The organism is Acinetobacter sp. YH12094 (genome assembly GCF_013419295.1).
Taxonomy (GTDB): domain Bacteria; phylum Pseudomonadota; class Gammaproteobacteria; order Pseudomonadales; family Moraxellaceae; genus Acinetobacter; species Acinetobacter amyesii.
Map to the genome: position 1 here is coordinate 280,771 of NZ_VPAK01000001.1, position 21,641 is coordinate 302,411.

Here is a 21,641-nt window from a genome sequence, read left to right on the forward strand (position 1 = left end):
AGTCTTTTTAACTCTTTTTCATGGGTTGGGGTAACAATAACGAATGTAGTTGCTCTAATTGCGGATCATTCGGATGTTTTTGTTGGAGTTGTTGTAACAACGCGTCAAATTTATTCATATCACCTTGCATGAAGACTGATCGTGCGTAGCGAATGCCAATTTTTAAACTATTACTCAGTTCATACGCTTTGGCCAAAACAGATGCAGATGTACTAAAATCATTTTGCAAATAACAAATATAACCGAACGTATCTAAAATTGAGGCTTGCTCAGGAGCATATTCTAAGGCATGTTCGACGTATTTTCGGGCTTCATCTAAGCGTCTATTTTGTACCGCCAAGGTATAGGCATATGCATTTAAATAGGTCGGGCTATTGGGTTCAATTTCAAGTAATTGTTTTAGTAATTGGTCGAGTCTATCTTTATCTTGATGGGCGTCGAGCAGTAGAACTTCGGCATAAATGAGCTCAGGATCTTCGGGCAAGTTTCTTACCGCTTCATCAAGCAAACGGACTGCTGCTTTTTTATTGTTCATGCGTTTTAAAATATCTGCCTGAGCAAGATATAAGAAACTGGCATGTTGAGGATAATTAACCCGCTCTTGGGTTAAAAAGCGCAGCGCATCATGCAGCTTATTTTGCTGGCTAAAAATGCTGATCATATTGCGCCGTGAAACTGTATAAAGACTGCCATCAACAAGGCGATAATAGGCTTTTGCCGTTTCATAATGCTGTTTGCGTTCAGCATTTACTGCGAGATAGTAATACGCTTCATTTTGGTATTTGCTCGAATAGCGTAACTCCACCAAATACTTTTCGGCTTTTTCATAAAGCTCTAAGTCAATACTGGTCAAACCTGCCATAAATAGCGGTTCTTCAGCAGATGGCCATTTCTTTAGTATATCTTCGAGTTTTTCTAGACCTAATTCTGACTGATTGATTTTAATTAAATATTTTGCTTCTGCTAAGCGAACTTCCATATTGTTGCGGTGTTTACGGCTGGATTTTTCGAACCATTTTAAGGTTTCTTCTTCATCACCTAACGACATAAGTAAATTGGCTTTCATTAAAATATAGCCAGTCACTTTCGGGCGTTTTTTCAGTGCTAAATTAATGGTGTCTAAGGCATCAGCAAAGGCACCATTTTGAGCTTGTAAACCTGCGACTAAGACCAAAATAGAAGGGTTGGTTTTCTCCTTGCTAGCGGTCAGTGCTTGAATCAGATAAGCGCGATCTTCCTCTGATTCAGGGGAAATACCCGCCAAAATTTGTTCTAAATCTGCATTTGGGTCAATGGTTAAAATTTTATCAAGTGTTTCGGCGGCAAGCTCATATTCATGGGCTTTCAAAGCAATATGTGATAAATAAAATAATGCTGGTACATCTTCAGGTTCTTGCACAACCCAATGTGTAGCAATATCTAAGGCTGCTTGTAAATCATTTTGCTCAATAGCAACGTTTAAAGCACGCTGTTTGACCATGGTGGATTTACTTTTGATTGCAAGCACGGTGTAATTATGAAGCGCGGTTGGGATGTCGTTATAAGCTAAGGCAAATTCTGCAATCATACTTTGTTTAATTGCATCATATCCTGAATTTGCATGGTAAACTTCTCCCACGGCCCGAATTGGGGCAGTAGAAGCCATGCTACCAACAAGTAAGAATGTGGTAGAATACTGCTTTATTGTCTGGCCGTTCAGTCGGCTATTTGTTAGACGCAATTTTTCTTGATCCAAGTAATGCTTTTTATGACGCCGATAATGCACAATAGCATAAATTTAGCGAAATGATGATCTGATATGTCTTTCTTTGCATTGGGTGTCAACCATCAAACCGCCTCTGTAGAACTGCGCGAACAGATTGCATTTAACCCTGAAAAGTTAACAGCGCTGCTTGAACAGCAAAGCCATGCACCTGAACTCAATGACATGGTGGTGGTATCTACATGTAATCGTACTGAAGTCTATGCGATGTCTGAAAATGCAGACATGGTATTGAATTGGCTTGCCCAATCAAATGGTATTGATGTAAAGCAATTGTCAAATCATGTGTATCGTTATGAAAATGCACAGGCGGTGACACATCTCATGCGTGTGGCTAGCGGCTTGGATTCGCTCATGCTTGGTGAGCCTCAAATCTTAGGTCAAGTTAAAACGGCTTTGTCCTTAGCCAAAGATGCCGAAACTGTCTCCCCAAATTTAAACCGTATTTTTGAATATGCCTTTTATGCGGCAAAACGAGTGCGTTCTGAAACAGCCGTAGGAAGTCATGCAGTGTCGATGGGCTATGCCGTTGCTCAGCTAGCTTTACAGGTTTTTAGTCAGCCTGAAAAATTGACGGTCATGATTGTTGCTGCTGGTGAAATGAATAGCTTGGTTGCGAAGCATTTGGCCGAAATGGGTGTGGGTAGAATTATTATCTGTAACCGTACACGTGCCCGTGCTGAAGCTTTATCCCAAGAGATTGCTCATCGTGTAGAAGTTGAAATAATTGATTTTGCAGATTTGGCAGACAATTTACATCGCGCAGATGTAATTTCAAGTTGTACTGGAAGCTTGCATCAAGTGATTTGTTTTGCGGATGTCAAAGCAGCATTGAAAAAACGCCGTTATAAACAAATGTTGTTGGTCGATTTGGCGGTACCCCGTGATATTGAAGCCAAAGTCGAAAGTTTAGATGGTGTTTATTTATATGGTGTCGATGATCTGCAAACAGTCATAGAAGAAAACTTGGCTCAGCGTCGTCAGGCGGCAGTTGAAGCCGAAGTGATGGTTAATCAGCTTGCGACAGATTTAATCACACAGCAAAAAGTGAATTTGGCTGGCTCGACAATCCATGCATACCGTGAACATGGGGAGTCATTGCGTCAAGAAGAGCTGGCTTTGGCCTTGAATCGTCTACAAAAGGGCGAAGATGCTGCGAAGATTATGCAAGAAATGTCACATCGTTTAACCCAAAAGCTGTTGCATCCAACCTCTATCGTGCTGCGCAATGCTGCGATGGCGGAAGATCCTGCTTATTTTGAAATGTTAGAACAAAATTTAGTTAATGTGGCTGAAAATCGCCGTAAACCAAAGAAATAAATAAAGCTATTCATTGAATAACGGTCATTCACAGTTTGAACTTGAAGTTAAAAATTAATCTTCAAGGAGGGTGAGCGATCTTTTTTTATCAATATCATAAATACGTTGTTTTAAATTACGCATTTCAGCAAGGCTAGAAAACTTATTCGACTTGATCTTGAGTTGTAAGAATTGATATTGCAATTTTGTCGATAAATCTGCCGCAAGTTTATCTGCTTGTTCAGGTGATGACGTATAGTCACTGATATTGGCATGTTCTAAAATATGTTGTAATTCATGATGATGTGCTGCACAAGCACCGAGTACATAATAGGTGGATAACTCTGGATCATCAGGCAATTCATCAAAAATCACATTGAAAATATTTAACACATGATAAAGCAATAGGTCTTGTGAAACTAAGGCGCGTAAAGGCTCAAAGTGAATGTAGAGATAAGGATGATTGATTAAAATCGCAATCACATATTCTTCAGCATCAATTTTTGTACTAAAGCTCAGAGACGCATCATTATTGACTTGAGGCTGCCACTTTCGGCTAAACCCTAATTTTTCACGGAAATATTGTTGTAGCAAATAACGATATGAACCACCTTTCGGCAACAGTTCAGTGAGCTGTCTGAGTTCACCCATCACCTGACTTTTACCCTCAGGTGAACTGACATCATGATTTTGCGTTAAATGTGCAAAAACAAATTCAGAAAGAAGCGGTGAGGTGTGCAGTAACCGTCGAAAATTTTCAATACCTTCACGGCGGATCAATGAATCTGGGTCGTGGTCATTCGGCAAAACAAAAAATTTAAGTTCACGTCCATCATTCAGTAATGGAAGGGCAATTTCGAGCGTACGACGAGCTGCTTTTTGACCTGCGGCATCACCATCAAATGCAATGGTAATGCGGCTATTTTGCTTAAATAAAATGTTTAAATGTTCAGTATTACTGGCAGTCCCTAAAGTCGCTACAGCGCCATGAATGCCATATTGCTGTAGGGCAATGACATCCATATAACCTTCGACCATTAACCAATCTTGGGCTTTTTGTTTACGGCCTTCATATAAACCATAAAGTAACTGGTTTTTATGGAAAACTTCAGAGTCTGGAGAGTTGATGTATTTCGGTTTGATTTCATCATTTAGGGCACGACCACCAAAACCGACCACACGACCTTTCGCATCTCGAATCGGGAAAATCACCCGCTCACGCAGTAAGTCAAAGTCACGACCACTATCACTGGTGCGAATCAAACCGAGGAGTTTGAGTCCTTCGATATCTTGTGGAAAGGCTTTTTCCAGATGTTGCCAATCTTCGGGGGCATAGCCTAAACGCCAATAGGCAATGGTGTCTGCACTGAGACCCCGTTGTTTAAAATAAGCTTGCCCAATTGGACTGAGCGGAAGTTGTTGCTCATAAAACTGTGCGACATTTTCCAGCAAGTCATATAAGTTTCCGTCTTGCGGCACATCTTCAAAACCATTGGTAACTTGGTCAAAGTGAGCAAACGGATCGTTCCCATAAAACGCATCTTCGTTATTTTGAAACTCAGCAAATGGGTCGTGTTCGAAATTTACTGCAGCAGGATTTGTGTCGGTTTCGCCTGTTTTGGGCGGCAGAGCTTTTGCTTCGATTGCAGGTTTTTGTACAGGTTTGGGTTTAGATTCGCGTTTATATTTGAGTTTATTGGAATCGTTATTGTCTTTCGGTAGTTCAATCCCTGTTTGGCTTGATAAATCCTTCATCACTTCGATGAAGTTACGGCTACCAATATCCATTAAAAAACGGATGGCATTACCATTGGCCTGACAACCAAAGCAGTGAAAATATTGTTTATCACGATAGACATGGAAAGATGGCGATTTTTCCTGATGGAATGGGCAGCATCCTGAGTAGGTGCGTCCAGTCTTTTTCAATTTCACAAATTGACCAATCACATCGACAATATCGGTGCGATCTAAAATTTGATCAATTGTATGTTGAGGAATGGCCATGCTGTTTTATCTGTCTATCTATTGAATTTGGGCAGTTCGTGAAATATGTTGAAATCAGCAATGCTGTAAGTTCAGTGGGGATGCAGTACAGCATCGCCCATCGAACTATTGTATACCTTTTAATCTAACCGAATCTGTAGATCCTGAAAAGATAAAAGGGCAAGTATTCTAACTTGCCCTTTGTGAAAAATCGACCTTCGTTGCGACTATATTATTCAGCTTATTCTGACGACTCAGTTTTTTCGCTATGAGGACGATCCAATAAGCCAAAGCTTAAACGATTAGTTAAACTACGTTTTTCTTCATCATTTTCAACTACATCTGTAGAGGTTTGCTCAGACATCGTCTGTGCTTCTTTACCGAAAATACCTAAGGTTGCACGGTTTAGGAAGCTACCTTCACTACGTGCAGCACGCATATTGACCGTACCGTCTGACTTCACAAGTTTTGGATAGTTTAGCTTAAGCACTTCAATGTATTGCTGAGACGTGATTTTATCACCAAGTTTGTCATAACCATAGGCAACCGTCGCTAGAGCTTCTGGAACTTGTGGTGCTTGAGGATAATGTTCGATCACCCAAAGTGAACGTTCAACAGCAGCTAACCATGCTTTACGCTTCACATTAAAACGTGCCGCATTCATTTCGCTTTCAGCCAATTCTTGACTGATGAACTTCATACGTTGTGCGGCATCGACTGCATATTCGCTCGATGGGTAGCGACGGATAAAGTCGACAAAGTTTTGATAAGCCACTTTGAGATAGCTCACATCACGATGCGATTGCTTTAAAGAAGTATAGCGAAGCAAACCATTGTAGTTTTGCTCCATGTTTGAAACACCACGCACGTAGTACGCATAATCAACTTGCGGATGCTGTGGGTTCATACGAATAAAACGGTCTGCAAGTGCAATCGCACCTTCATAGTCTTTTTGCTGAAACTTTACATACAATAGTTCAAGTTGTGCTTGCTGCGCATAGTTACCTGTAGGGTAGTAGGTCTCTAGAGCTTCAAGGTGTTTTGCTGCATCTGTATATTGGTTACGTTCAAGCGCTTTTTGTGCTTTCTCGATATAAATCTGTTCGCTTGATTGTGGACCTGTGTCGACCACTTCTTTCTTTGGATTACTGCTACAGCCTACCATTGCCGATGCAATGCCTATTGTTAGAGCAAGCATTGTCATTTTATATTTTGGTAGCGACATAAAAATTCCTCTGTTAATACGGGCAATGAGCTACAATTGAACTATTAAACCACTTTTGTCTGAATGAGCAAATGAGTCAAGCACAATCTTCCAATTCTAATTTCCCTGAAACTGATTTCAATTTACTTGAAGATTCTGAGGATGCAGATAACCATACTTCAGACTCAACTGCAACACGTTTATCGTTGCAATTTCAATTGGATGAAAGCTATTTAGGACAACGTATTGATCAGGTTTCAGCACTGGTATGGACTGATTTTTCTCGTGAAAAGCTAAAACAGTGGCTCAAAGAGGGCCATTTGTTGGTCAATGGTAACACTGTGAAACCTAAGTACAAATGCGAAGGCACAGAGTTACTGACTTTAGACGTCGAGTTAGAAGCACAAACCCGTAGCTTACCTGAAGATATTCCGCTCAATATTGTCTATGAAGATGACGATATTATGGTAATTAATAAACCTGTCGGCATGGTTGTTCATCCGGGTGCTGGAAACAGTACAGGCACATTGGTGAATGCAATTTTGCATCACTACCCAAAATCTTCAGAGTTGACTCGTGCAGGTTTGGTGCATCGTATTGATAAAGACACCTCAGGTCTGTTGGTTGTTGCGAAAAACCTCGAATCCCAATTTTCTTTAAGTAAGCAATTGGCGAAGAAATCGGTTTACCGTATTTACGATTTGATCGTATATGGCAACATTATTGCTGGCGGTACAGTCGATGAACCAATTAAGCGTCATCCTGTCGATCGCATCAAAATGGCAGTCTTGCCGGGCGGTAAAGATGCGGTGACTCACTACAATGTGAAAGAACGTTTCCAAAACTTTACCCGCGTTCAAGCACGTTTAGAAACGGGTCGTACCCATCAAATTCGTGTGCATTTTACTTATATCGGTCATGGTCTTGTGGGCGATCAAGTGTATGTACCACGTGTACGTATGCCGGCAGGCGCGTCGATGTTATTAGATGACACTTTACGTGGCTTTAAACGTCAAGCGTTACACGCGGTTAAATTGGGTCTCGTTCATCCACGTACAGGAGAAGACATGATGTTTGAAGCACCATGGCCTGAAGACTTTAATCAATTGGTTGAAGTTTTACGTAGTGAAAACAAAGCTTATTAAGTTTTAAAACTGATTTACACGCCATAGATAGAAAAGGACGGCAACATGCAATTTGTTCAGGGACTTCCACAGGGTGTTTTTGTGGGACAAACTCGAGTTCATCATGATCAGACGCAACCCGCTGAACAACGTGAACTGGCAGGATTTAATCTGGCATTGCATGTGGGAGATGATGCAGCGCGTGTGCAAAAGCACCGGATGCAATTGCTCAAAGACTTTGCTAAATATGGCGTGAATAAAATCAGCTGGATGAACCAAACCCACAGTACGCTATGCCATCGCATTGATGAACAGATCAACTTTGTTGCACCCCAAGGCGATGGTATGGTCACGCAGTCTAAACATCATGCCCTGATGATGATGACCGCAGACTGCTTACCCGTGGTTTTGGGTAATGCTGATGGGACTGAAGTTGCCAATCTGCATGCAGGTTGGAAGGGCCTGGCTAATGGTATTGTGGAAAATACCATTGCAGCTATGCATACTCAGCCAACATGGGCGTGGTTGGGGGCAGCCATTTGTCAAGAGAGTTTTGAAATTGGCGCAGAAGTCAAAGCTGCCTTTTGTTCCAAATACCCAGAACTTGAAAGTGCATTTAAAGCTGGTGTAAGGGAAGGCAAATATTATGCTGATCTTTATGCGATAGCGCGTTATATTCTTGCATTACATGGGGTTAAAGCCGTAACAGGTGGCGACCAATGTACCTTTTTGCAAGCTGAAGAATATTTTTCTTATCGCCGCGAAGCGAAAACAGGACGTATGGCAACATTCGTCTTTATGCTTTGAAAATGCTAAACTTGACTGAATCTATCGACTTTTAAATGTTATGTCTTTGACTGCTAAATCTCTTGCTGTTGTTTACCACAGTCCCTATGGGCACACTGCCAAAGTGGCGAATTTCATTGTACAAGGTGCAGAAAAAGCCGGTGTAAAAGTCCATCTCATGAATGTAGAGCATGTGGATTGGGATGAATTGGACAGTGCAGATGCCATCGTTTTTGGATGCCCAACCTATATGGGCAGTATGAGTGCGGCAATGAAATTATTCATGGAGCAATCATCTAAACGCTGGTTAGCACGGACATGGCAAGGCAAGTTAGCCGCAGGTTTTACCAATGGTGGCGGCTTAAGTGGAGATAAATTGGCAGTATTGCAGCAAATCAATTTATTCGCCATGCAGCACGGTATGTTGTGGAGCGGTCTTCCATTGATGCCAACTGGACGAAGCACAACAGATTTAAATCGGATGTCGAGCTTTTTAGGTTTAATGACACAATCGGATAATGCACCTGTTGAAGTCACGCCACCTGCGGGCGATTTAGAAACCGCCATTTGGTTTGGTGAATATTTGGGGCTGTTGTTAAATAAAGTTAATTAATTTGTAAATAAATCGTTTGAACTATCATTTATAAATCTTTGAAAACCCTAGTGATGGAAATGTTACTGGGGTTTTTAATGGCCTGAAATTTGTGAAAATTGGCATTTTGTATAATTGAGTTGTGATGTGTGTCACAAATTGCCATTCATTTACGCCAACGCTATTGATTTAATCTTCTCATAAATTTCACTCGGGATGAGTGACGAATATTAAAAAGGATTAAATAATCGTGAAAAAAACAATAGTCGCAATGGCATTGACCTTATGTGTTTCTGACGTTGTTTTTGCAGCAGAAGGATTGGTGGGATTAGCCGATGAAGAATTGTCTGCCATCAATGGTGCTGCATTGATGAATATGTCCTATACCGATCCTATTTTGGTCAACCAACAAATGGTCGATGAAAATATTGGTTTCTACAAACTCAGTTTAGATGCCGTCATGGATCTAAATGTCAATGTCAAAAGTTTGCAACTCGGCTGTGGTGGGGTAAATGGGTCAAATGGCTGTGATATTGATATTCGTCATCTGGCGTTGAGTGGTAATGCAACGTCGACCGATGCCAATGGTAATCCCGTCTTTAATGGTGATCGAGCGTCAACAAGTGCCGAACTGAAAAATCCGTTTATTGAATTTGCAATTAAAAACCCAAAACAAGCGGCTTTACGTGAAGTTAAAGGCTTCCGTGTCAGTGCTGAATCAATTACAGGTTTATTGACCACAGGTATTCAAAACACGGGTGCGCCGATAGATGGGATTAAGTCGCTAAGCGGTTATATGAAAATTGCACCGACTACAGGGATAGCAAAGACCCAAGCAGCAATTTTTGGTGATAGCAGCAGTGAGACTTTATCCGGTAACTTGGTGATTAATACGATTTGGAACAATGATCGTAGCTTTGTTAGCCAACCCGAAAATAGTAAGGGTTTAAAAATTCCTTCAATGAATGTGCCATTTACCGTCCCTGAAATTACTATTAATGGAAAACGACAAACTCAAGCCGTTGCCAAAAATATCAGTGCGACTGTACCGTCGATTCAACTCAACCGTGATAGTGGTAGTTTGCAGGTCAAACTTGACCGTAATTTGTTATGGGTAGAAGGGGCGCAGTTCTTTATGGATTCGGGTTCATCAATTGATGGTTTGAAAATGAACATTACCTTTGAGCAAGCCTTAAATATGATTCATAACATTCCATTAAATGGCACAGCCGGTTATTTATCACTTCAATCTCAAGATATCAGTTGGCCAGATGCCAATGCCGATGATATTGCACGTACAGGTTGGTGGATGTCATTTAAAGACCCGATCAATATTGGCAAATTGAATCCAACATCTGAAGTGGATATCTCAGGCGTCTTGCCACAAGTTGCTCAAAAAGTATCGCAAATTTTAACCAATGAACCAATTTATATTCCCTTAGGTTCTGCTGTTGGTGCAGCATTTGGTCTGCCAATTTATAAAAATGTCGGTTCAATTAACCTTAGTAATGCCGGTGCGGCCAATTTAACGTTAAAAAATCAGGTCTTGGGGAATCAGGAAGTTCGGACCAACTGTTTTGGTGGATTGAAATTCTGCTAAATCTGCAATTTAAAAATAAAAAAACCTCCAAAAAGGAGGTTTTTTTAATGAACTTATTTATGAAAAATACGGGCTTTATCGCGTTGCCAATCACGGTCTTTTTCCGTTGCACGCTTGTCGTGAAGCTGTTTACCTTTTACTAGGGCGATTTCAAGTTTGGCATGAGGACCTTTCCAGTAACATGCCAAAGGCACACATGAATAACCTTTTTGGTTAATCGCACCTTGTAGTTTTTCAATTTCACGGCGGTTCAGCAATAATTTACGAGTACGTGTTGCTTCAGGCACCACATGTGTCGAAGCACTCAGTAAAGGTTGCACTTGAGCGCCGAATAAAAATGCTTCACCATTTTTAAACGTAATATAGCTCTCTACGATAGTCATACGACCCGCACGCATTGATTTGACTTCCCAGCCTTGTAATGAAAGACCCGCTTCAAATTTTTCTTCAATGAAATAATCGTGACGCGCACGCTTATTTAGGGCAATCGTACTGCTACTATTTTTTTTAACTACTGCTTTCGTCATAATCAAAAACTTCCAAACTTAGCACTATTGTACCCGAACTTTGAATAAGATGAAGTTTTTAAATTTACAAGCTGACTTCACCTATAAATCAAGATTTTGTTAAAATACCCGTCTACAAAATAACAGAGTACAACTGGATGTCTAAAACTCGTGTAATTTATCCGGGCACATTCGATCCAATTACTAATGGTCATATCGACTTAGTGACACGTGCATCACGCATGTTTGACGAAGTTGTCGTGGCAATTGCAATTGGACATCACAAAAACCCTGTGTTTAGTCTGGAAGAACGTGTTGCACTAGCGCAAGAGTCTTTAAGTCATTTGTCAAATGTTGAGTTTGTAGGTTTTGATGGGCTGTTGGTCAACTTCTTTAACGAGCAAAAAGCAACAGCCGTATTACGTGGGTTACGTGCAGTTTCAGATTTTGAATATGAATTTCAATTGGCAAATATGAATCGCCGTTTGGACAGTAAATTTGAAGCGGTGTTCTTAACCCCATCAGAGCAATATTCGTTTATTTCATCTACGCTCGTGCGTGAAATTGCACGTTTAAATGGTGATGTCACTCAGTTTGTACCACAAGCTGTCGTGGAAGCCTTTAAGCGTAAACAACAGCAAGGTTGGTAGAGTGTCTTTATATATCACTGATGAATGCATCAACTGCGATGTCTGTGAACCTGTATGCCCCAATGAGGCGATTTTCATGGGGGAACTCATTTATGAGATTAACCCTGATTTGTGTACGGAATGCGTTGGGCATCACGATAAACCGCAGTGTCAGTTGTTCTGTCCGGTGGACTGTATTCCATTGGATCCGGCACATCCTGAAACTCAGGAACAGCTTCAACAAAAGTACGAAAAACTAACTGCTCAAAAAACATCAAGCAATTAGTTGTCAGATTTGTTAGAATGCGCCCCGAAGTGAACCAGACGATCGCTGCTGTGTATAGGTCTCCGTGACTAAAGCAGGGGAGGAAAGTCCGGGCTTCATAGGGCAAGGTGCCAGGTAACGCCTGGGCGGTGTGAGCCGACGGAAAGTGCAGCAGAGAGTAGACCGCCTTCATTATGGTTTCGAGCAATCGAAATCGGAGGTAAGGGTGAAAGGGTGCGGTAAGAGCGCACCGCGTGTCTGGTAACAGTTCACGGCATGGTAAACCCCACCGGAAGCAAGACCAAATAGGGATCCTTTAGGCATGGCCCATGCTGGATCCGGGTAGGTCGCTTGAGCGTATGAGTGATTGTACGCCTAGAGGAATGATCGTCCTCGACAGAACCCGGCTTATCGGTTCACTTCAACAAATTTTGATCAAATACGCGCATTATGGGCTTGACGATATTTAAATATCCCTCCATAATGCGCGCACAGTTTAAGGCTATGTAGCTCAGTTGGTTAGAGCACCGCACTCATAATGCGGGGGTCACAAGTTCAAGTCTCGTCATAGCCACCATATTCAAAAAAAGACCACTCCGATTGAGTGGTCTTTTTTTATGTCTCAATTTTCCAAATTTAAAAAATTAACGATAAACAAAACGACGCATACCTGCACGTAAGGCAAATGCGCCATGCATATATAAGCCACCGAGCCAATACGGCACATTGTAAATATCTTCATGGCGATATTTAACTAAAGCAAACTCAGTCAATAGTCCTTCAAAGAACGTGCCGCCAATGGCAAGCATAATGGCTAATATCAGTAGCCATGTACGCTCATAGCTAAATAACCAGCGAATAAAAAAGCTAATATAGAAAATCCAGCACAATGCTTCAGGGTGGAAGTTACCAAAACCACTGAGTATGTAGACAATCGCAAAGAGTACTAAAGCCTCAACTAATGGAGCTGTACCATCGTGATGGCAACTGAGCTGAGTCATTACATAGTGTTTAAGTAGTTGTGTAAGTTGAATATAGCTAAATGCCATGAAAGCAAAGGCAATAAAAAAGCCGGGGAATACCCACCAAGCCTGATGGAAAAATAATGGGTTGGGATAACTAAGCGTCTGGGTATAGACATGAATCGCATCGCAAAAAGTTGCGACGACTGCTGCCAGCAGGGCAAGTATAAATATGCCTGAGAATTGAGTGGTTCTCGTCATCATTCATCCTGAAAAGTGGGGTCTTTTTATTTTATGAGTTCTTTATAGTCTGAATTTGAGGAAAAGGCTATGACAAGTTACGAGATGCTTATGGGTTAAATGTTAATTTATAGCGCTACTGCTATACTCAATACATAGTTAACTTGATGAATATAAATAGAAATGATGGATAATCAATTAAACTGGGCTAAAGATAATTTTGAGAATATTGAAACTGCATGGGAGGGTGATCTTTGGGATCGCCGCCGTTTAGGAGAGCAACTCACCAACTATGTTGACCGCTTAAATTGTGGGGCTGTTCTTGCCTTAGATGCACGATGGGGAGAGGGCAAAACATGGTTTGTTCGTAACTGGGCGAAACATTTAGATGATACTCAGCATAACGTGATTTATTTGGATGCGTTTGCAAATGATTATTTGGAAGATCCTTTTTTAACGATTGCCGCTGAAATAAGTCAAACTTTTAAAGAATCAGAAGAAATTGATGATAATGAAATTAAAGATTTTAATGCTAAGACTGCTTCAGTTTTAATATCGTTGGCTGCTATTATACCAATGATTGCAGCTAAAGCTGGGATGCATTTGATTGGCTTGGGTGGAGCTGGAGAAGCATTTAAAGAGGTATATGAAGAAGGAAAAGAGTTGTATGACACAGCAAGTGAGGAAATAGCTGCAAAAGTTAAGGAGAAAATCGAAAAGAAAATAGAGAATCATCAAGTTGAGAAACAAACAATTCATGACTTTCAGAGAGAACTTGCTGAATTAGCTGGAAAATTAGATAAACCTTTAGTTTTTATTATTGATGAGTTAGATCGTTGTCGGCCTGATTTTGCGATACGATTAATTGAAAGGGTTAAACATTTCTTTGATATTCCTAAAATTGTTTTTGTTTTGGTGATGAATAAGCCACAATTATCACAGTCAGTTCAGAATTTTTATGGTTATGAAGCAGAGATAACAGCTGATTATTTTGAAAAATTTATAGATTTAACAATTAAATTTCCAAATTTGGAAGCTTATATTAACTATGAAAATGTATTGAAGGAAGAGCTTTATAGAATTGGTGAGATGGAGCATAAAGAAGCTTTAAATGAATTCTTTTTTTGGGTATTAGCATTACAAAATTATAAAAACTTCAACTCACGTGAATTAAAAAGAAAAATTAATCAATATGCTATTTTGAAAACTAATGATTTTAGAAAAAACCTAATATTAATTGCGTTTGTATTTGGTGTGGAATTTTCAAAAGATTTGAAAATATTTCGTTTAGTTTTAAGTAAGTTAGTTGAAAAACTTAATTTGTCTTTTAGTGATAGTAAATTTCTTGGAAATATTATTATCAGTAAACTACGAACTGAATATTTCATTGATGAATTTCATATAGGAAATTTATATAATAAACAAGTAACATTGAATGAAAAATATGTATCAGTGGGACAACAAGATGCCAAAGAATTGTATATGCTTGAAACTTATACTCCCTTTGCTATCCAGAAATTAAAACACTCCGATGATTTTATAATCGATTGGAAAAACTATGTTGAATCGGGATTTAATCTAGATATTTGATTAATGTATCAACATCATCCGTCTGCAACTGCTCCCGCATCTTTAAAAACTGCTTTTCATCTAAGTCATAAAGCTTAAGGGAAAGCAGTTTTTTGATATCTTCTTCAGAAAAGCGATATTTAATAATTTGAGCAGGTACACCGCCGACAACTGCATAAGGTGGCACATCTTTAGTCACCACCGCGCCTGTAGCCACCACAGCACCTTCACCAAGAGTCACACCTTGCATAATCATCGCACGTGAGCCGATCCAGCAGCCATCACCAATGACTGTGTCGCCAGCAGGTACAAAACTGCGTGTATCGAACGGAAATGCTGAAATCCAGTCAGTGCGGTGGAGTTGGTTACCGCCCATCATAATCACGCATTCTGCGCCAAAACAGACAAAATTACCGATATGTAGCTGGTCTATCGGCTTCTCTAGAGTCGCAGGTTTATCATGCAGATAACGCACCACACAGCGCTCAAAACCTTGATCCCAATATGCAGAATAATATGAATAATTACCTTTGATGTGAATATTTGGGTTCTTCACTGTTTTAGAGATGAACTCAAATTCACACCAATGATTGACAGGTGAATTAATCAATTTTTCAGACATAACTGGGATACAAAAATAGGGAATGTGCCATTATACCGAATAGATCTTTACGCTGGTGAACAATCCAATTCCACAAATGAACTGATGGCAAAACTAAGTTTTTAGGTGGTTTTAGATTGTTGAGGAATACGGGCAATGACCTTAATTTCAAAATCAAAACCCGCCAGCCAATTCACACCAATCGCTGTCCAGTTCGGATAAGGCTTTTGGGTAAATACCTGATTTTTGACTTTCATAATGCTTTCAAATTGCTGTTCAGGATCAGTATGAAAGGTGGTGACATCAACGATATCATCAAAAGTACAACCAGCAGCTGCCAATGTTGCAGCCAGGTTTTCAAAAGCCCGTTCTACCTGTTTCTCAAAATCAGGTTCAGGAGAACCATCCTCACGGCTACCAACCTGACCTGATACAAAGAGTAAATCTTCCGATTTGATGGCAGCCGAGTAACCATGCTGTTCATACAAAGCATGCCGATCTTGGGGAAATATTGCAGTTCTTGTCATGACTATTCTCGCTTAATGTTAAATTTAAAAAAATATTTTTAAAAACGGCATAAGTTTTCACATACGCTTCGTATGTAAACATAATTGACATACGGGCCGTATGTCAATTAAAATTTTGGTAAGGATGAGGTAAGCAAAGCAATGTCTGTTCGTGAACAAAAAATGGCGGCAACCCGCAAGAAACTGATTGAAGTGGCACGTCGTGCATTTGCTGAGTATGGTTATGCAGACACGTCCATGGATAAACTCACGGCAGACGCGGGGCTGACACGTGGCGCGCTGTACCATCATTTTGGCGACAAACGGGGCTTATTTGCTGCTGTGGTCGATCAAATTGATTCAGAAATGGCTTCATCTGCCCAGCAGCATCTGGAGCAGCCTGAAGATCTTTGGGAAGGGCTGATGCTTGAAGGGCAAGCCTATATTGAAAATGCTTTGAATCCTGAATTTCAGCGTATTGTACTGCGTGATGGGCCAGCTGTATTGGGAGATCCTGCACATTGGCCCAGTCAAAACAAATGTTTGCAGTCTACCCGTGAGTGCGTACAACAGTTATTGGCAGTAGATCGAATTAAAGCAGTAGATCCTGAAGCGGCTGCCGTATTTTTAAATGGCGCTGCCATGAATGCCGCACTTTGGGTCGCCTCCAGTGAGCATCCTGAACAGGCACTCCCAGAAGCATTACATGCCTTTCAAGTCTTTGCGTCAGGATTGTTAAAAGAAGGATAGAGTGGGGTTGTTGATAATCAATTGTCTGAATATAAAAAACCCCTCAAAAGAGGGGCTTAAAATTGCTTATCTTAATGAATTAAAGATATTCAACTTTAGAAATTTCATACTCAACTTCACCTTGTGGTGTGTTGATTTTTACATCGTCGCCTTCGTTTTTACCCAAAAGACCACGCGCAATTGGAGAGTTCACAGAGATTTTGTTGATTTTAAAATCTGCTTCGTCATCACCAACGATTTTATAAGTCTTTTGTTCTTCAGTATCTAAGTTTTCAATGGTCACTGTCACACCGAAAACCACACGGCCATTTTGCTCAAGTGATTTAACATCAATCACTTGGCAAGCACCCAATTTACCTTCGATATCTTGGATACGGCCTTCACAGAAACCTTGTTGCTCGCGAGCAGCGTGGTATTCAGCGTTTTCTTTCAAATCCCCATGTTCACGCGCTTCAGCAATTGCTGCAGTAATACGTGGACGATCAACACTTTTAAGTTGCTGTAATTCTTTCTCTAGGGCAATTTTGCCTTCGGGAGTCATAGGATAACGTTGCATTGTTGTCCCTCATGTTTGTAAAAAGAAAAAATCAGTAAAATTTTTACTGACCTAGAAATGAAAAAAAGCCCGCCACCGAGAGGTGGCGGGACTTCTCGGTAACTTAATTAACCTTTAGTAAGGTCTTGTAAGCGGTATACATCCATTGGCAATTTGATTGCTAAAGCTTGGCATACTGCATCAGCACCGTTAAGGGTAGTTGTGTAATACACTTTACCTTGTAATGCAGAGCGGCGGATCGAGAATGAATCTTCTTGAGCCTGTTTGCCTTCAGTTGTATTGATAATGAGCTGAACTTCGCCATTTTTCAAGCGGTCTACGATATTAGGACGGCCTTCAGTCACTTTGTTCACACGTTCACATTCAATACCAGCATCTTTAATCACATCATAAGTACCGCCAGTAGCGATGACTTTGAAGCCAAGATCTGTTAGCTGTTTCGCAATACCAACAGCACGAGGCTTGTCAGAATGACGAACAGATAAGAATGCATGTTTAACTTCGCCTTCTGTTGGTAGGCCAGGTAAACGGTCATTAGAGCCTAACACAGCTTTATAGAACGCTTCACCAAATGTTTTGCCTACACCCATCACTTCGCCTGTAGATTTCATCTCAGGGCCAAGAATTGGGTCAACACCAGGGAATTTGTTGAATGGGAACACTGCTTCTTTTACAGAGAAGTGTTCAGGAATAATCTCTGTAGTGAATCCTTGAGATTCTAAAGATTGACCAGCCATACAACGCGCAGCAACTTTCGCTAAAGATTCACCAATGCACTTAGATACGAATGGAACAGTACGTGATGCACGTGGGTTCACTTCTAGAATGTATACGTCAGTGCCTTTAACAGCAAACTGTACGTTCATTAAACCAATTACGCCAAGCTCTTTCGCCATAGCGATGGTTTGACGGCGCATTTCGTCCTGAACTTCTTTAGATAAAGAGTAAGGAGGAATAGAACATGCTGAGTCACCTGAGTGAATACCAGCTTGTTCGATGTGCTGCATGATACCGCCGATCACAACGTCTTTACCGTCAGATACGCAGTCCACGTCAACTTCAATCGCGTCATCTAGGAAGTGGTCAAGAAGTACAGGTGCTTCGTTCGATGCTTGAACCGCATCACGTAAGTAACGTTTCAATTCTTCGTCGTTGTACACGATTTCCATCGCACGGCCACCAAGTACATAAGATGGACGTACCACAAGTGGGTAGCCAACTTTTGCTGCTTCAGCCATACCTTCTTCAGCAGATTTTACGATGCTGTTGTTTGGTTGACGAAGTTGTAGACGTTGAATCATTTGTTGGAAACGTTCACGGTCTTCTGCACGGTCAATCGCGTCAGGTGATGTACCAATAATTGGCGCACCAGCTTCTTCTAAAGCACGAGCCAATTTAAGCGGAGTTTGACCGCCGTACTGAACGATAATGCCTTTAGGCTTCTCGATACGCACGATTTCAAGTACATCTTCCAAAGTAATTGGTTCGAAGTACAAACGATCTGATGTGTCGTAATCTGTAGAAACCGTTTCAGGGTTACAGTTCACCATGATGGTTTCATAGCCGTCATCACGCATTGCAAGGGCAGCGTGTACACAGCAGTAATCGAACTCGATACCTTGACCAATACGGTTAGGACCACCACCGATGACCATGATTTTGTCACGGTTCGATGGGTTTGCTTCACATTCTTCATCGTAAGTTGAGTACATGTAAGCTGTATCAGATTCGAATTCAGCCGCACATGTATCTACACGTTTGTAAACTGGAGTTACGCCCAAGTTCCAGCGGTGTTTACGGAATTGTTTTTGTGAAATGCCCATCAAGTCCGCAATGCGAAGGTCAGATAAACCTTTGCGTTTGAACGAACGGATGTTGTCAGCGTTTAAGTCACCAAAACCTAAAGATTTGATTTTCTCTTCAGTTTTGATGATGTCTTCGATTTGGATCAAGAACCAACGGTCAATATTCGTCGCAGCGAACACTTCATCTAACGTGAAACCATGACGGAATGCATCGCCAACGTACCAAATACGCTCAGGACCAGGCACTTTAAGTTCTTGAAGGATTTTCTCTTTCGCACCTTCAGTACCCACTTCGATTTTTTCATCAAAGCCAGCAGCACCCACTTCAAGACCACGAAGCGCTTTTTGTACTGACTCTTGGAAGTTACGGCCAATTGCCATGACTTCACCCACAGATTTCATCTGTGTAGTTAAAGTTGCATCAGCTTGTGGGAATTTCTCGAAGTTGAAACGAGGAATCTTAGTCACAACATAGTCAATCGCAGGTTCGAATGATGCAGGAGTTGTACCGCCAGTGATGTCATTTTTCAGTTCATCAAGGGTATAACCGACTGCCAATTTCGCTGCAATTTTTGCAATTGGGAAACCGGTTGCTTTAGATGCCAAAGCAGATGAACGAGAAACACGAGGGTTCATCTCGATCACAACCATACGGCCATCTTTCGGGTTAATACCGAACTGAACGTTCGAACCACCCGTTTCTACACCAATTTCACGAAGTACTGCTAAAGAGGCATTACGTAAAAGTTGGAATTCTTTGTCTGTTAATGTTTGTGCAGGGGCAACAGTGATTGAGTCACCTGTGTGCACGCCCATTGGGTCAAAGTTTTCAATGGTACATACAATGATACAGTTGTCGTTTTTGTCACGAACAACTTCCATTTCGTACTCTTTCCAACCAATCAATGATTCATCAATTAAAAGTTGGTGAGTAGGAGAAAGGTCGAAACCGCGTTCACAGATCTCGATAAATTCTTCTTTGTTGTATGCGATACCACCGCCTGAACCACCCATCGTAAATGATGGACGGATAATCACAGGGAAACCGAAGCGTGCTTGAATTTCTAACGCTTCTTCCATTGATTCAGCGATGTCAGCTTTTGGACATTCAAGACCAATTTTACGCATTGCTTGGTCGAAGAGTTTACGGTCTTCGGCTTTTTCAATTGCTTCTTTAGTCGCACCGATCAATTCAACATTGTATTTTTCTAAAATGCCGTGCTCATCAAGGGCGAGGGCACAGTTCAATGCAGTTTGACCACCCATTGTTGGAAGAACTGCATCTGGGCGTTCTTTCTCAATGATCGCTGCAACAGTTTGCCAAGTGATCGGCTCGATGTAAGTTGCGTCTGCCATCGCAGGGTCAGTCATAATGGTCGCTGGGTTAGAGTTCACCAAAATAACACGGTACCCTTCTTCACGAAGGGCTTTACATGCTTGCGCACCTGAGTAGTCAAACTCACATGCCTGACCGATCACAATCGGACCAGCACCAATAATTAAGATGCTTTTAATGTCTGTACGTTTAGCCATGATGCTTCCTTAATTACTTCTTAGATGCTTCGATAAGTTCGATGAAATGATCGAACAGTGGTGCGCAGTCATGTGGACCAGGGCTTGCTTCTGGGTGACCTTGGAAACTGAACGCAGGTTTGTCTGTACGATGAATCCCTTGAAGGGTTTGGTCGAACAGCGATTTGTGCGTAGCTTTCAAGTTTGCAGGAAGAGTTTCTGCATCCACTGCGAAGCCGTGGTTTTGAGAAGTAATCATCACTGTACCATTTTCTAAGTTTTGTACAGGATGGTTAGCACCGTGGTGACCGTGAGGCATTTTCACAGTTTTTGCACCTGATGCAAGTGCAAGAATTTGGTGACCTAAGCAAATACCGAATACAGGTACATTACGTGCGTCTTCTACAATTGTTTTTACAGCTTCAATTGCGTAATCACATGCTGCTGGATCGCCGGGACCGTTCGATAAGAACACGCCATCTGGATTCAGCGCAAGTACATCAGCAGCAGGAGTTTGCGCAGGCACGACAGTCAATTTACAACCGCGGTCTGCGAGCATACGTAAGATGTTGGTTTTGACACCGTAATCGTATGCTACAACATGGAATTTAAGTTCTGGTTGAGCGAAACCTTTACCAAGCGCCCAAGAGCCTTCAGTCCACTCGAAACCGGTCGGATCACAGCATTCTTTTGCAAGGTCTAAACCATTAAGACCACCAAAAGCACGTGCTTTAGCTAACGCTTCTTCTTCAGTTGCATTTTCACCAGCAAGGATACAACCGTTTTGCGCACCTTTTGATCGCAGAATACGCGTTAATTTACGAGTATCAATATCTGCGATAGCAACAACATTGTGTTGTTTAAGGTAATCACTTAGTGATTGCTCAGCACGGAAGTTGCTATGCAATAAAGGTAGGTCACGAATGATCAATCCGTTGGCCCATACTTTATGAATTCGACCTGACTCAGCGTCTTCATCATTACAACCTGTGTTACCGATATGTGGGTAAGTTAGGGTCACAAGTTGTTGTGCATAACTTGGGTCAGTCAAAATTTCTTGATAGCCAGTCATGGCAGTGTTGAAAACGACTTCACCAGTCGTACTACCCGATGCGCCAATTGAAGTACCTTTAAAAATAGTACCATCGGCAAGGGCTAAAATTGCTGGGGTGCTCAAACCAAAGCTCCTGAAATTTAGGCTGTAAAAAAGCGAGAAGACGAAAAAAAAGGAAGGCTGCTTAAAAACCTACCCTCCTTACATCTGCTCGCTTGAACTTAACACGGCATTATACGCAGAAAGCCACTGAAAGTCCATTGTAAATATTAGGAATAAAGCAGATAAAGCGCTTGCATTTTAGAATAAAGTTTGGTTTTGCAAAATCGTAGAAAA

19 protein-coding genes, 1 tRNA gene and 1 other RNA gene are annotated in these 21,641 nt (G+C 41.3%); 11 read left to right on the forward strand and 10 right to left on the reverse strand.

The genetic code is table 11. From position 1 onward, the window contains the following. Positions 1–7: 7 nt before the first annotated feature. Positions 8–1,720: a hypothetical protein gene (locus tag FTU34_RS01375; protein ID WP_180023231.1), complete on the reverse strand. Its 1,713-nt coding sequence runs from the start codon at positions 1,718–1,720 to the stop codon at positions 8–10. 78 nt (positions 1,721–1,798) lie between these two features. Here FTU34_RS01375 and hemA point away from each other — a divergent pair, with 78 nt between their 5' ends. Then, on the forward strand, positions 1,799–3,082 hold the full coding sequence (hemA, locus tag FTU34_RS01380) for a glutamyl-tRNA reductase (protein WP_180034448.1): 1,284 nt from the start codon (positions 1,799–1,801) through the stop codon (positions 3,080–3,082). Positions 3,083–3,136: 54 nt separating this feature from the next. Here the strand turns inward: hemA and FTU34_RS01385 are convergent, their stop codons facing one another. Continuing rightward, positions 3,137–5,065: a DNA primase gene (locus FTU34_RS01385; RefSeq protein WP_180034447.1), complete on the reverse strand. Its 1,929-nt coding sequence runs from the start codon at positions 5,063–5,065 to the stop codon at positions 3,137–3,139. A gap of 220 nt (positions 5,066–5,285) precedes the next feature. Beyond that, positions 5,286–6,269, reverse strand: a complete 984-nt coding sequence (locus FTU34_RS01390) for an outer membrane protein assembly factor BamD (protein WP_180034446.1) — start codon at positions 6,267–6,269, stop codon at positions 5,286–5,288. 71 nt (positions 6,270–6,340) lie between these two features. On the opposite strand from FTU34_RS01390, the gene rluD reads away from it, so the two are divergent. From rluD to FTU34_RS01410, 4 genes are all read left to right on the forward strand, one after another. Further along, positions 6,341–7,393 carry a 23S rRNA pseudouridine(1911/1915/1917) synthase RluD gene (gene rluD, locus FTU34_RS01395; protein WP_078191355.1) on the forward strand — a complete coding sequence of 351 codons (1,053 nt, stop codon included), beginning with the start codon at positions 6,341–6,343 and terminating at the stop codon, positions 7,391–7,393. 45 nt (positions 7,394–7,438) lie between these two features. Beyond that, the gene (gene pgeF, locus FTU34_RS01400) at positions 7,439–8,179 is read left to right on the forward strand and encodes a peptidoglycan editing factor PgeF (RefSeq protein WP_180034445.1); all 741 of its coding nucleotides are present in this window, start codon (positions 7,439–7,441) and stop codon (positions 8,177–8,179) included. Between the two features lie 40 nt (positions 8,180–8,219). Continuing rightward, positions 8,220–8,771: a flavodoxin family protein gene (locus FTU34_RS01405; RefSeq protein WP_078192171.1), complete on the forward strand. Its 552-nt coding sequence runs from the start codon at positions 8,220–8,222 to the stop codon at positions 8,769–8,771. Positions 8,772–9,000: 229 nt separating this feature from the next. Further along, positions 9,001–10,350 (forward strand): hypothetical protein, encoded by a 1,350-nt coding sequence (locus tag FTU34_RS01410; RefSeq protein WP_373686458.1) that lies wholly within the window; start codon positions 9,001–9,003, stop codon positions 10,348–10,350. Positions 10,351–10,403: 53 nt separating this feature from the next. On the opposite strand, the gene smpB is transcribed toward FTU34_RS01410, so the two are convergent. Next, on the reverse strand, positions 10,404–10,877 hold the full coding sequence (gene smpB, locus FTU34_RS01415; protein ID WP_078191351.1) for an SsrA-binding protein SmpB: 474 nt from the start codon (positions 10,875–10,877) through the stop codon (positions 10,404–10,406). Positions 10,878–11,014: 137 nt separating this feature from the next. On the opposite strand from smpB, the gene coaD reads away from it, so the two are divergent. From coaD to FTU34_RS01435, 4 genes are all read left to right on the forward strand, one after another. Further along, a complete protein-coding gene (gene coaD, locus FTU34_RS01420; RefSeq protein WP_078191350.1) occupies positions 11,015–11,506 on the forward strand; it encodes a pantetheine-phosphate adenylyltransferase in 492 nt (163 codons plus the stop codon). A 1-nt stretch (position 11,507) separates the two neighbouring features. Next, entirely contained in the window at positions 11,508–11,771 is a 264-nt protein-coding gene (locus tag FTU34_RS01425; RefSeq protein WP_078191349.1) for a YfhL family 4Fe-4S dicluster ferredoxin, read from the forward strand. A gap of 26 nt (positions 11,772–11,797) precedes the next feature. After that, positions 11,798–12,177, forward strand: an RNA gene (rnpB, locus tag FTU34_RS01430) — RNase P RNA component class A. A gap of 73 nt (positions 12,178–12,250) precedes the next feature. Further along, a tRNA-Met gene (locus FTU34_RS01435) sits at positions 12,251–12,327 on the forward strand. Between the two features lie 67 nt (positions 12,328–12,394). Here FTU34_RS01435 and FTU34_RS01440 read toward each other — a convergent pair. Further along, entirely contained in the window at positions 12,395–12,976 is a 582-nt protein-coding gene (locus FTU34_RS01440) for a hypothetical protein (protein WP_257226185.1), read from the reverse strand. A 159-nt stretch (positions 12,977–13,135) separates the two neighbouring features. On the opposite strand from FTU34_RS01440, the gene FTU34_RS01445 reads away from it, so the two are divergent. Continuing rightward, positions 13,136–14,542 carry a P-loop NTPase fold protein gene (locus tag FTU34_RS01445; RefSeq protein WP_180034443.1) on the forward strand — a complete coding sequence of 469 codons (1,407 nt, stop codon included), beginning with the start codon at positions 13,136–13,138 and terminating at the stop codon, positions 14,540–14,542. Here the strand turns inward: FTU34_RS01445 and FTU34_RS01450 are convergent. Both FTU34_RS01450 and FTU34_RS01455 read right to left on the reverse strand, forming a co-directional pair. Then, positions 14,526–15,143 (reverse strand): CatB-related O-acetyltransferase, encoded by a 618-nt coding sequence (locus FTU34_RS01450; RefSeq protein ID WP_180034442.1) that lies wholly within the window; start codon positions 15,141–15,143, stop codon positions 14,526–14,528. The two genes, FTU34_RS01445 and FTU34_RS01450, sit on opposite strands and share 17 nt — an antisense overlap. 101 nt (positions 15,144–15,244) lie before the next feature. Further along, on the reverse strand, positions 15,245–15,649 hold the full coding sequence (locus FTU34_RS01455) for a RidA family protein (protein ID WP_078192166.1): 405 nt from the start codon (positions 15,647–15,649) through the stop codon (positions 15,245–15,247). A gap of 141 nt (positions 15,650–15,790) precedes the next feature. Here FTU34_RS01455 and FTU34_RS01460 point away from each other — a divergent pair, with 141 nt between their 5' ends. Beyond that, positions 15,791–16,378 carry a TetR/AcrR family transcriptional regulator gene (locus FTU34_RS01460; RefSeq protein WP_078192165.1) on the forward strand — a complete coding sequence of 196 codons (588 nt, stop codon included), beginning with the start codon at positions 15,791–15,793 and terminating at the stop codon, positions 16,376–16,378. Positions 16,379–16,457: 79 nt separating this feature from the next. Here FTU34_RS01460 and greA read toward each other — a convergent pair whose 3' ends face one another. From greA to carA, 3 genes are all read right to left on the reverse strand, one after another. Beyond that, the gene (greA, locus tag FTU34_RS01465; protein WP_078192164.1) at positions 16,458–16,934 is read right to left on the reverse strand and encodes a transcription elongation factor GreA; all 477 of its coding nucleotides are present in this window, start codon (positions 16,932–16,934) and stop codon (positions 16,458–16,460) included. A gap of 107 nt (positions 16,935–17,041) precedes the next feature. Continuing rightward, complete coding sequence (gene carB / locus FTU34_RS01470) at positions 17,042–20,272, reverse strand: carbamoyl-phosphate synthase large subunit (RefSeq protein WP_180034441.1); 3,231 nt, start codon at positions 20,270–20,272, stop codon at positions 17,042–17,044. A gap of 13 nt (positions 20,273–20,285) precedes the next feature. Beyond that, complete coding sequence (gene carA, locus FTU34_RS01475; RefSeq protein ID WP_078192162.1) at positions 20,286–21,428, reverse strand: glutamine-hydrolyzing carbamoyl-phosphate synthase small subunit; 1,143 nt, start codon at positions 21,426–21,428, stop codon at positions 20,286–20,288. Positions 21,429–21,641: the final 213 nt, after the last annotated feature.

Bases quoted from the DNA above. Each gene is read 5' to 3' on its own strand.
- FTU34_RS01445 (WP_180034443.1), top strand. From the start codon at position 13,136: ATGATGGATAATCAATTAAACTGGGCTAAAGATAATTTTGAGAATATT.
- carB (WP_180034441.1), bottom strand. From the start codon at position 20,272: ATGGCTAAACGTACAGACATTAAAAGCATCTTAATTATTGGTGCTGGT.
- smpB (WP_078191351.1), bottom strand. From the start codon at position 10,877: ATGACGAAAGCAGTAGTTAAAAAAAATAGTAGCAGTACGATTGCCCTA.
- FTU34_RS01405 (WP_078192171.1), top strand. From the start codon at position 8,220: ATGTCTTTGACTGCTAAATCTCTTGCTGTTGTTTACCACAGTCCCTAT.
- FTU34_RS01390 (WP_180034446.1), bottom strand. From the start codon at position 6,269: ATGTCGCTACCAAAATATAAAATGACAATGCTTGCTCTAACAATAGGC.
- rluD (WP_078191355.1), top strand. From the start codon at position 6,341: ATGAGTCAAGCACAATCTTCCAATTCTAATTTCCCTGAAACTGATTTC.
- hemA (WP_180034448.1), top strand. From the start codon at position 1,799: ATGTCTTTCTTTGCATTGGGTGTCAACCATCAAACCGCCTCTGTAGAA.
- FTU34_RS01450 (WP_180034442.1), bottom strand. From the start codon at position 15,143: ATGTCTGAAAAATTGATTAATTCACCTGTCAATCATTGGTGTGAATTT.
- FTU34_RS01455 (WP_078192166.1), bottom strand. From the start codon at position 15,649: ATGACAAGAACTGCAATATTTCCCCAAGATCGGCATGCTTTGTATGAA.
- FTU34_RS01385 (WP_180034447.1), bottom strand. From the start codon at position 5,065: ATGGCCATTCCTCAACATACAATTGATCAAATTTTAGATCGCACCGAT.
- coaD (WP_078191350.1), top strand. From the start codon at position 11,015: ATGTCTAAAACTCGTGTAATTTATCCGGGCACATTCGATCCAATTACT.
- FTU34_RS01440 (WP_257226185.1), bottom strand. From the start codon at position 12,976: ATGATGACGAGAACCACTCAATTCTCAGGCATATTTATACTTGCCCTG.
- greA (WP_078192164.1), bottom strand. From the start codon at position 16,934: ATGCAACGTTATCCTATGACTCCCGAAGGCAAAATTGCCCTAGAGAAA.
- FTU34_RS01460 (WP_078192165.1), top strand. From the start codon at position 15,791: ATGTCTGTTCGTGAACAAAAAATGGCGGCAACCCGCAAGAAACTGATT.
- pgeF (WP_180034445.1), top strand. From the start codon at position 7,439: ATGCAATTTGTTCAGGGACTTCCACAGGGTGTTTTTGTGGGACAAACT.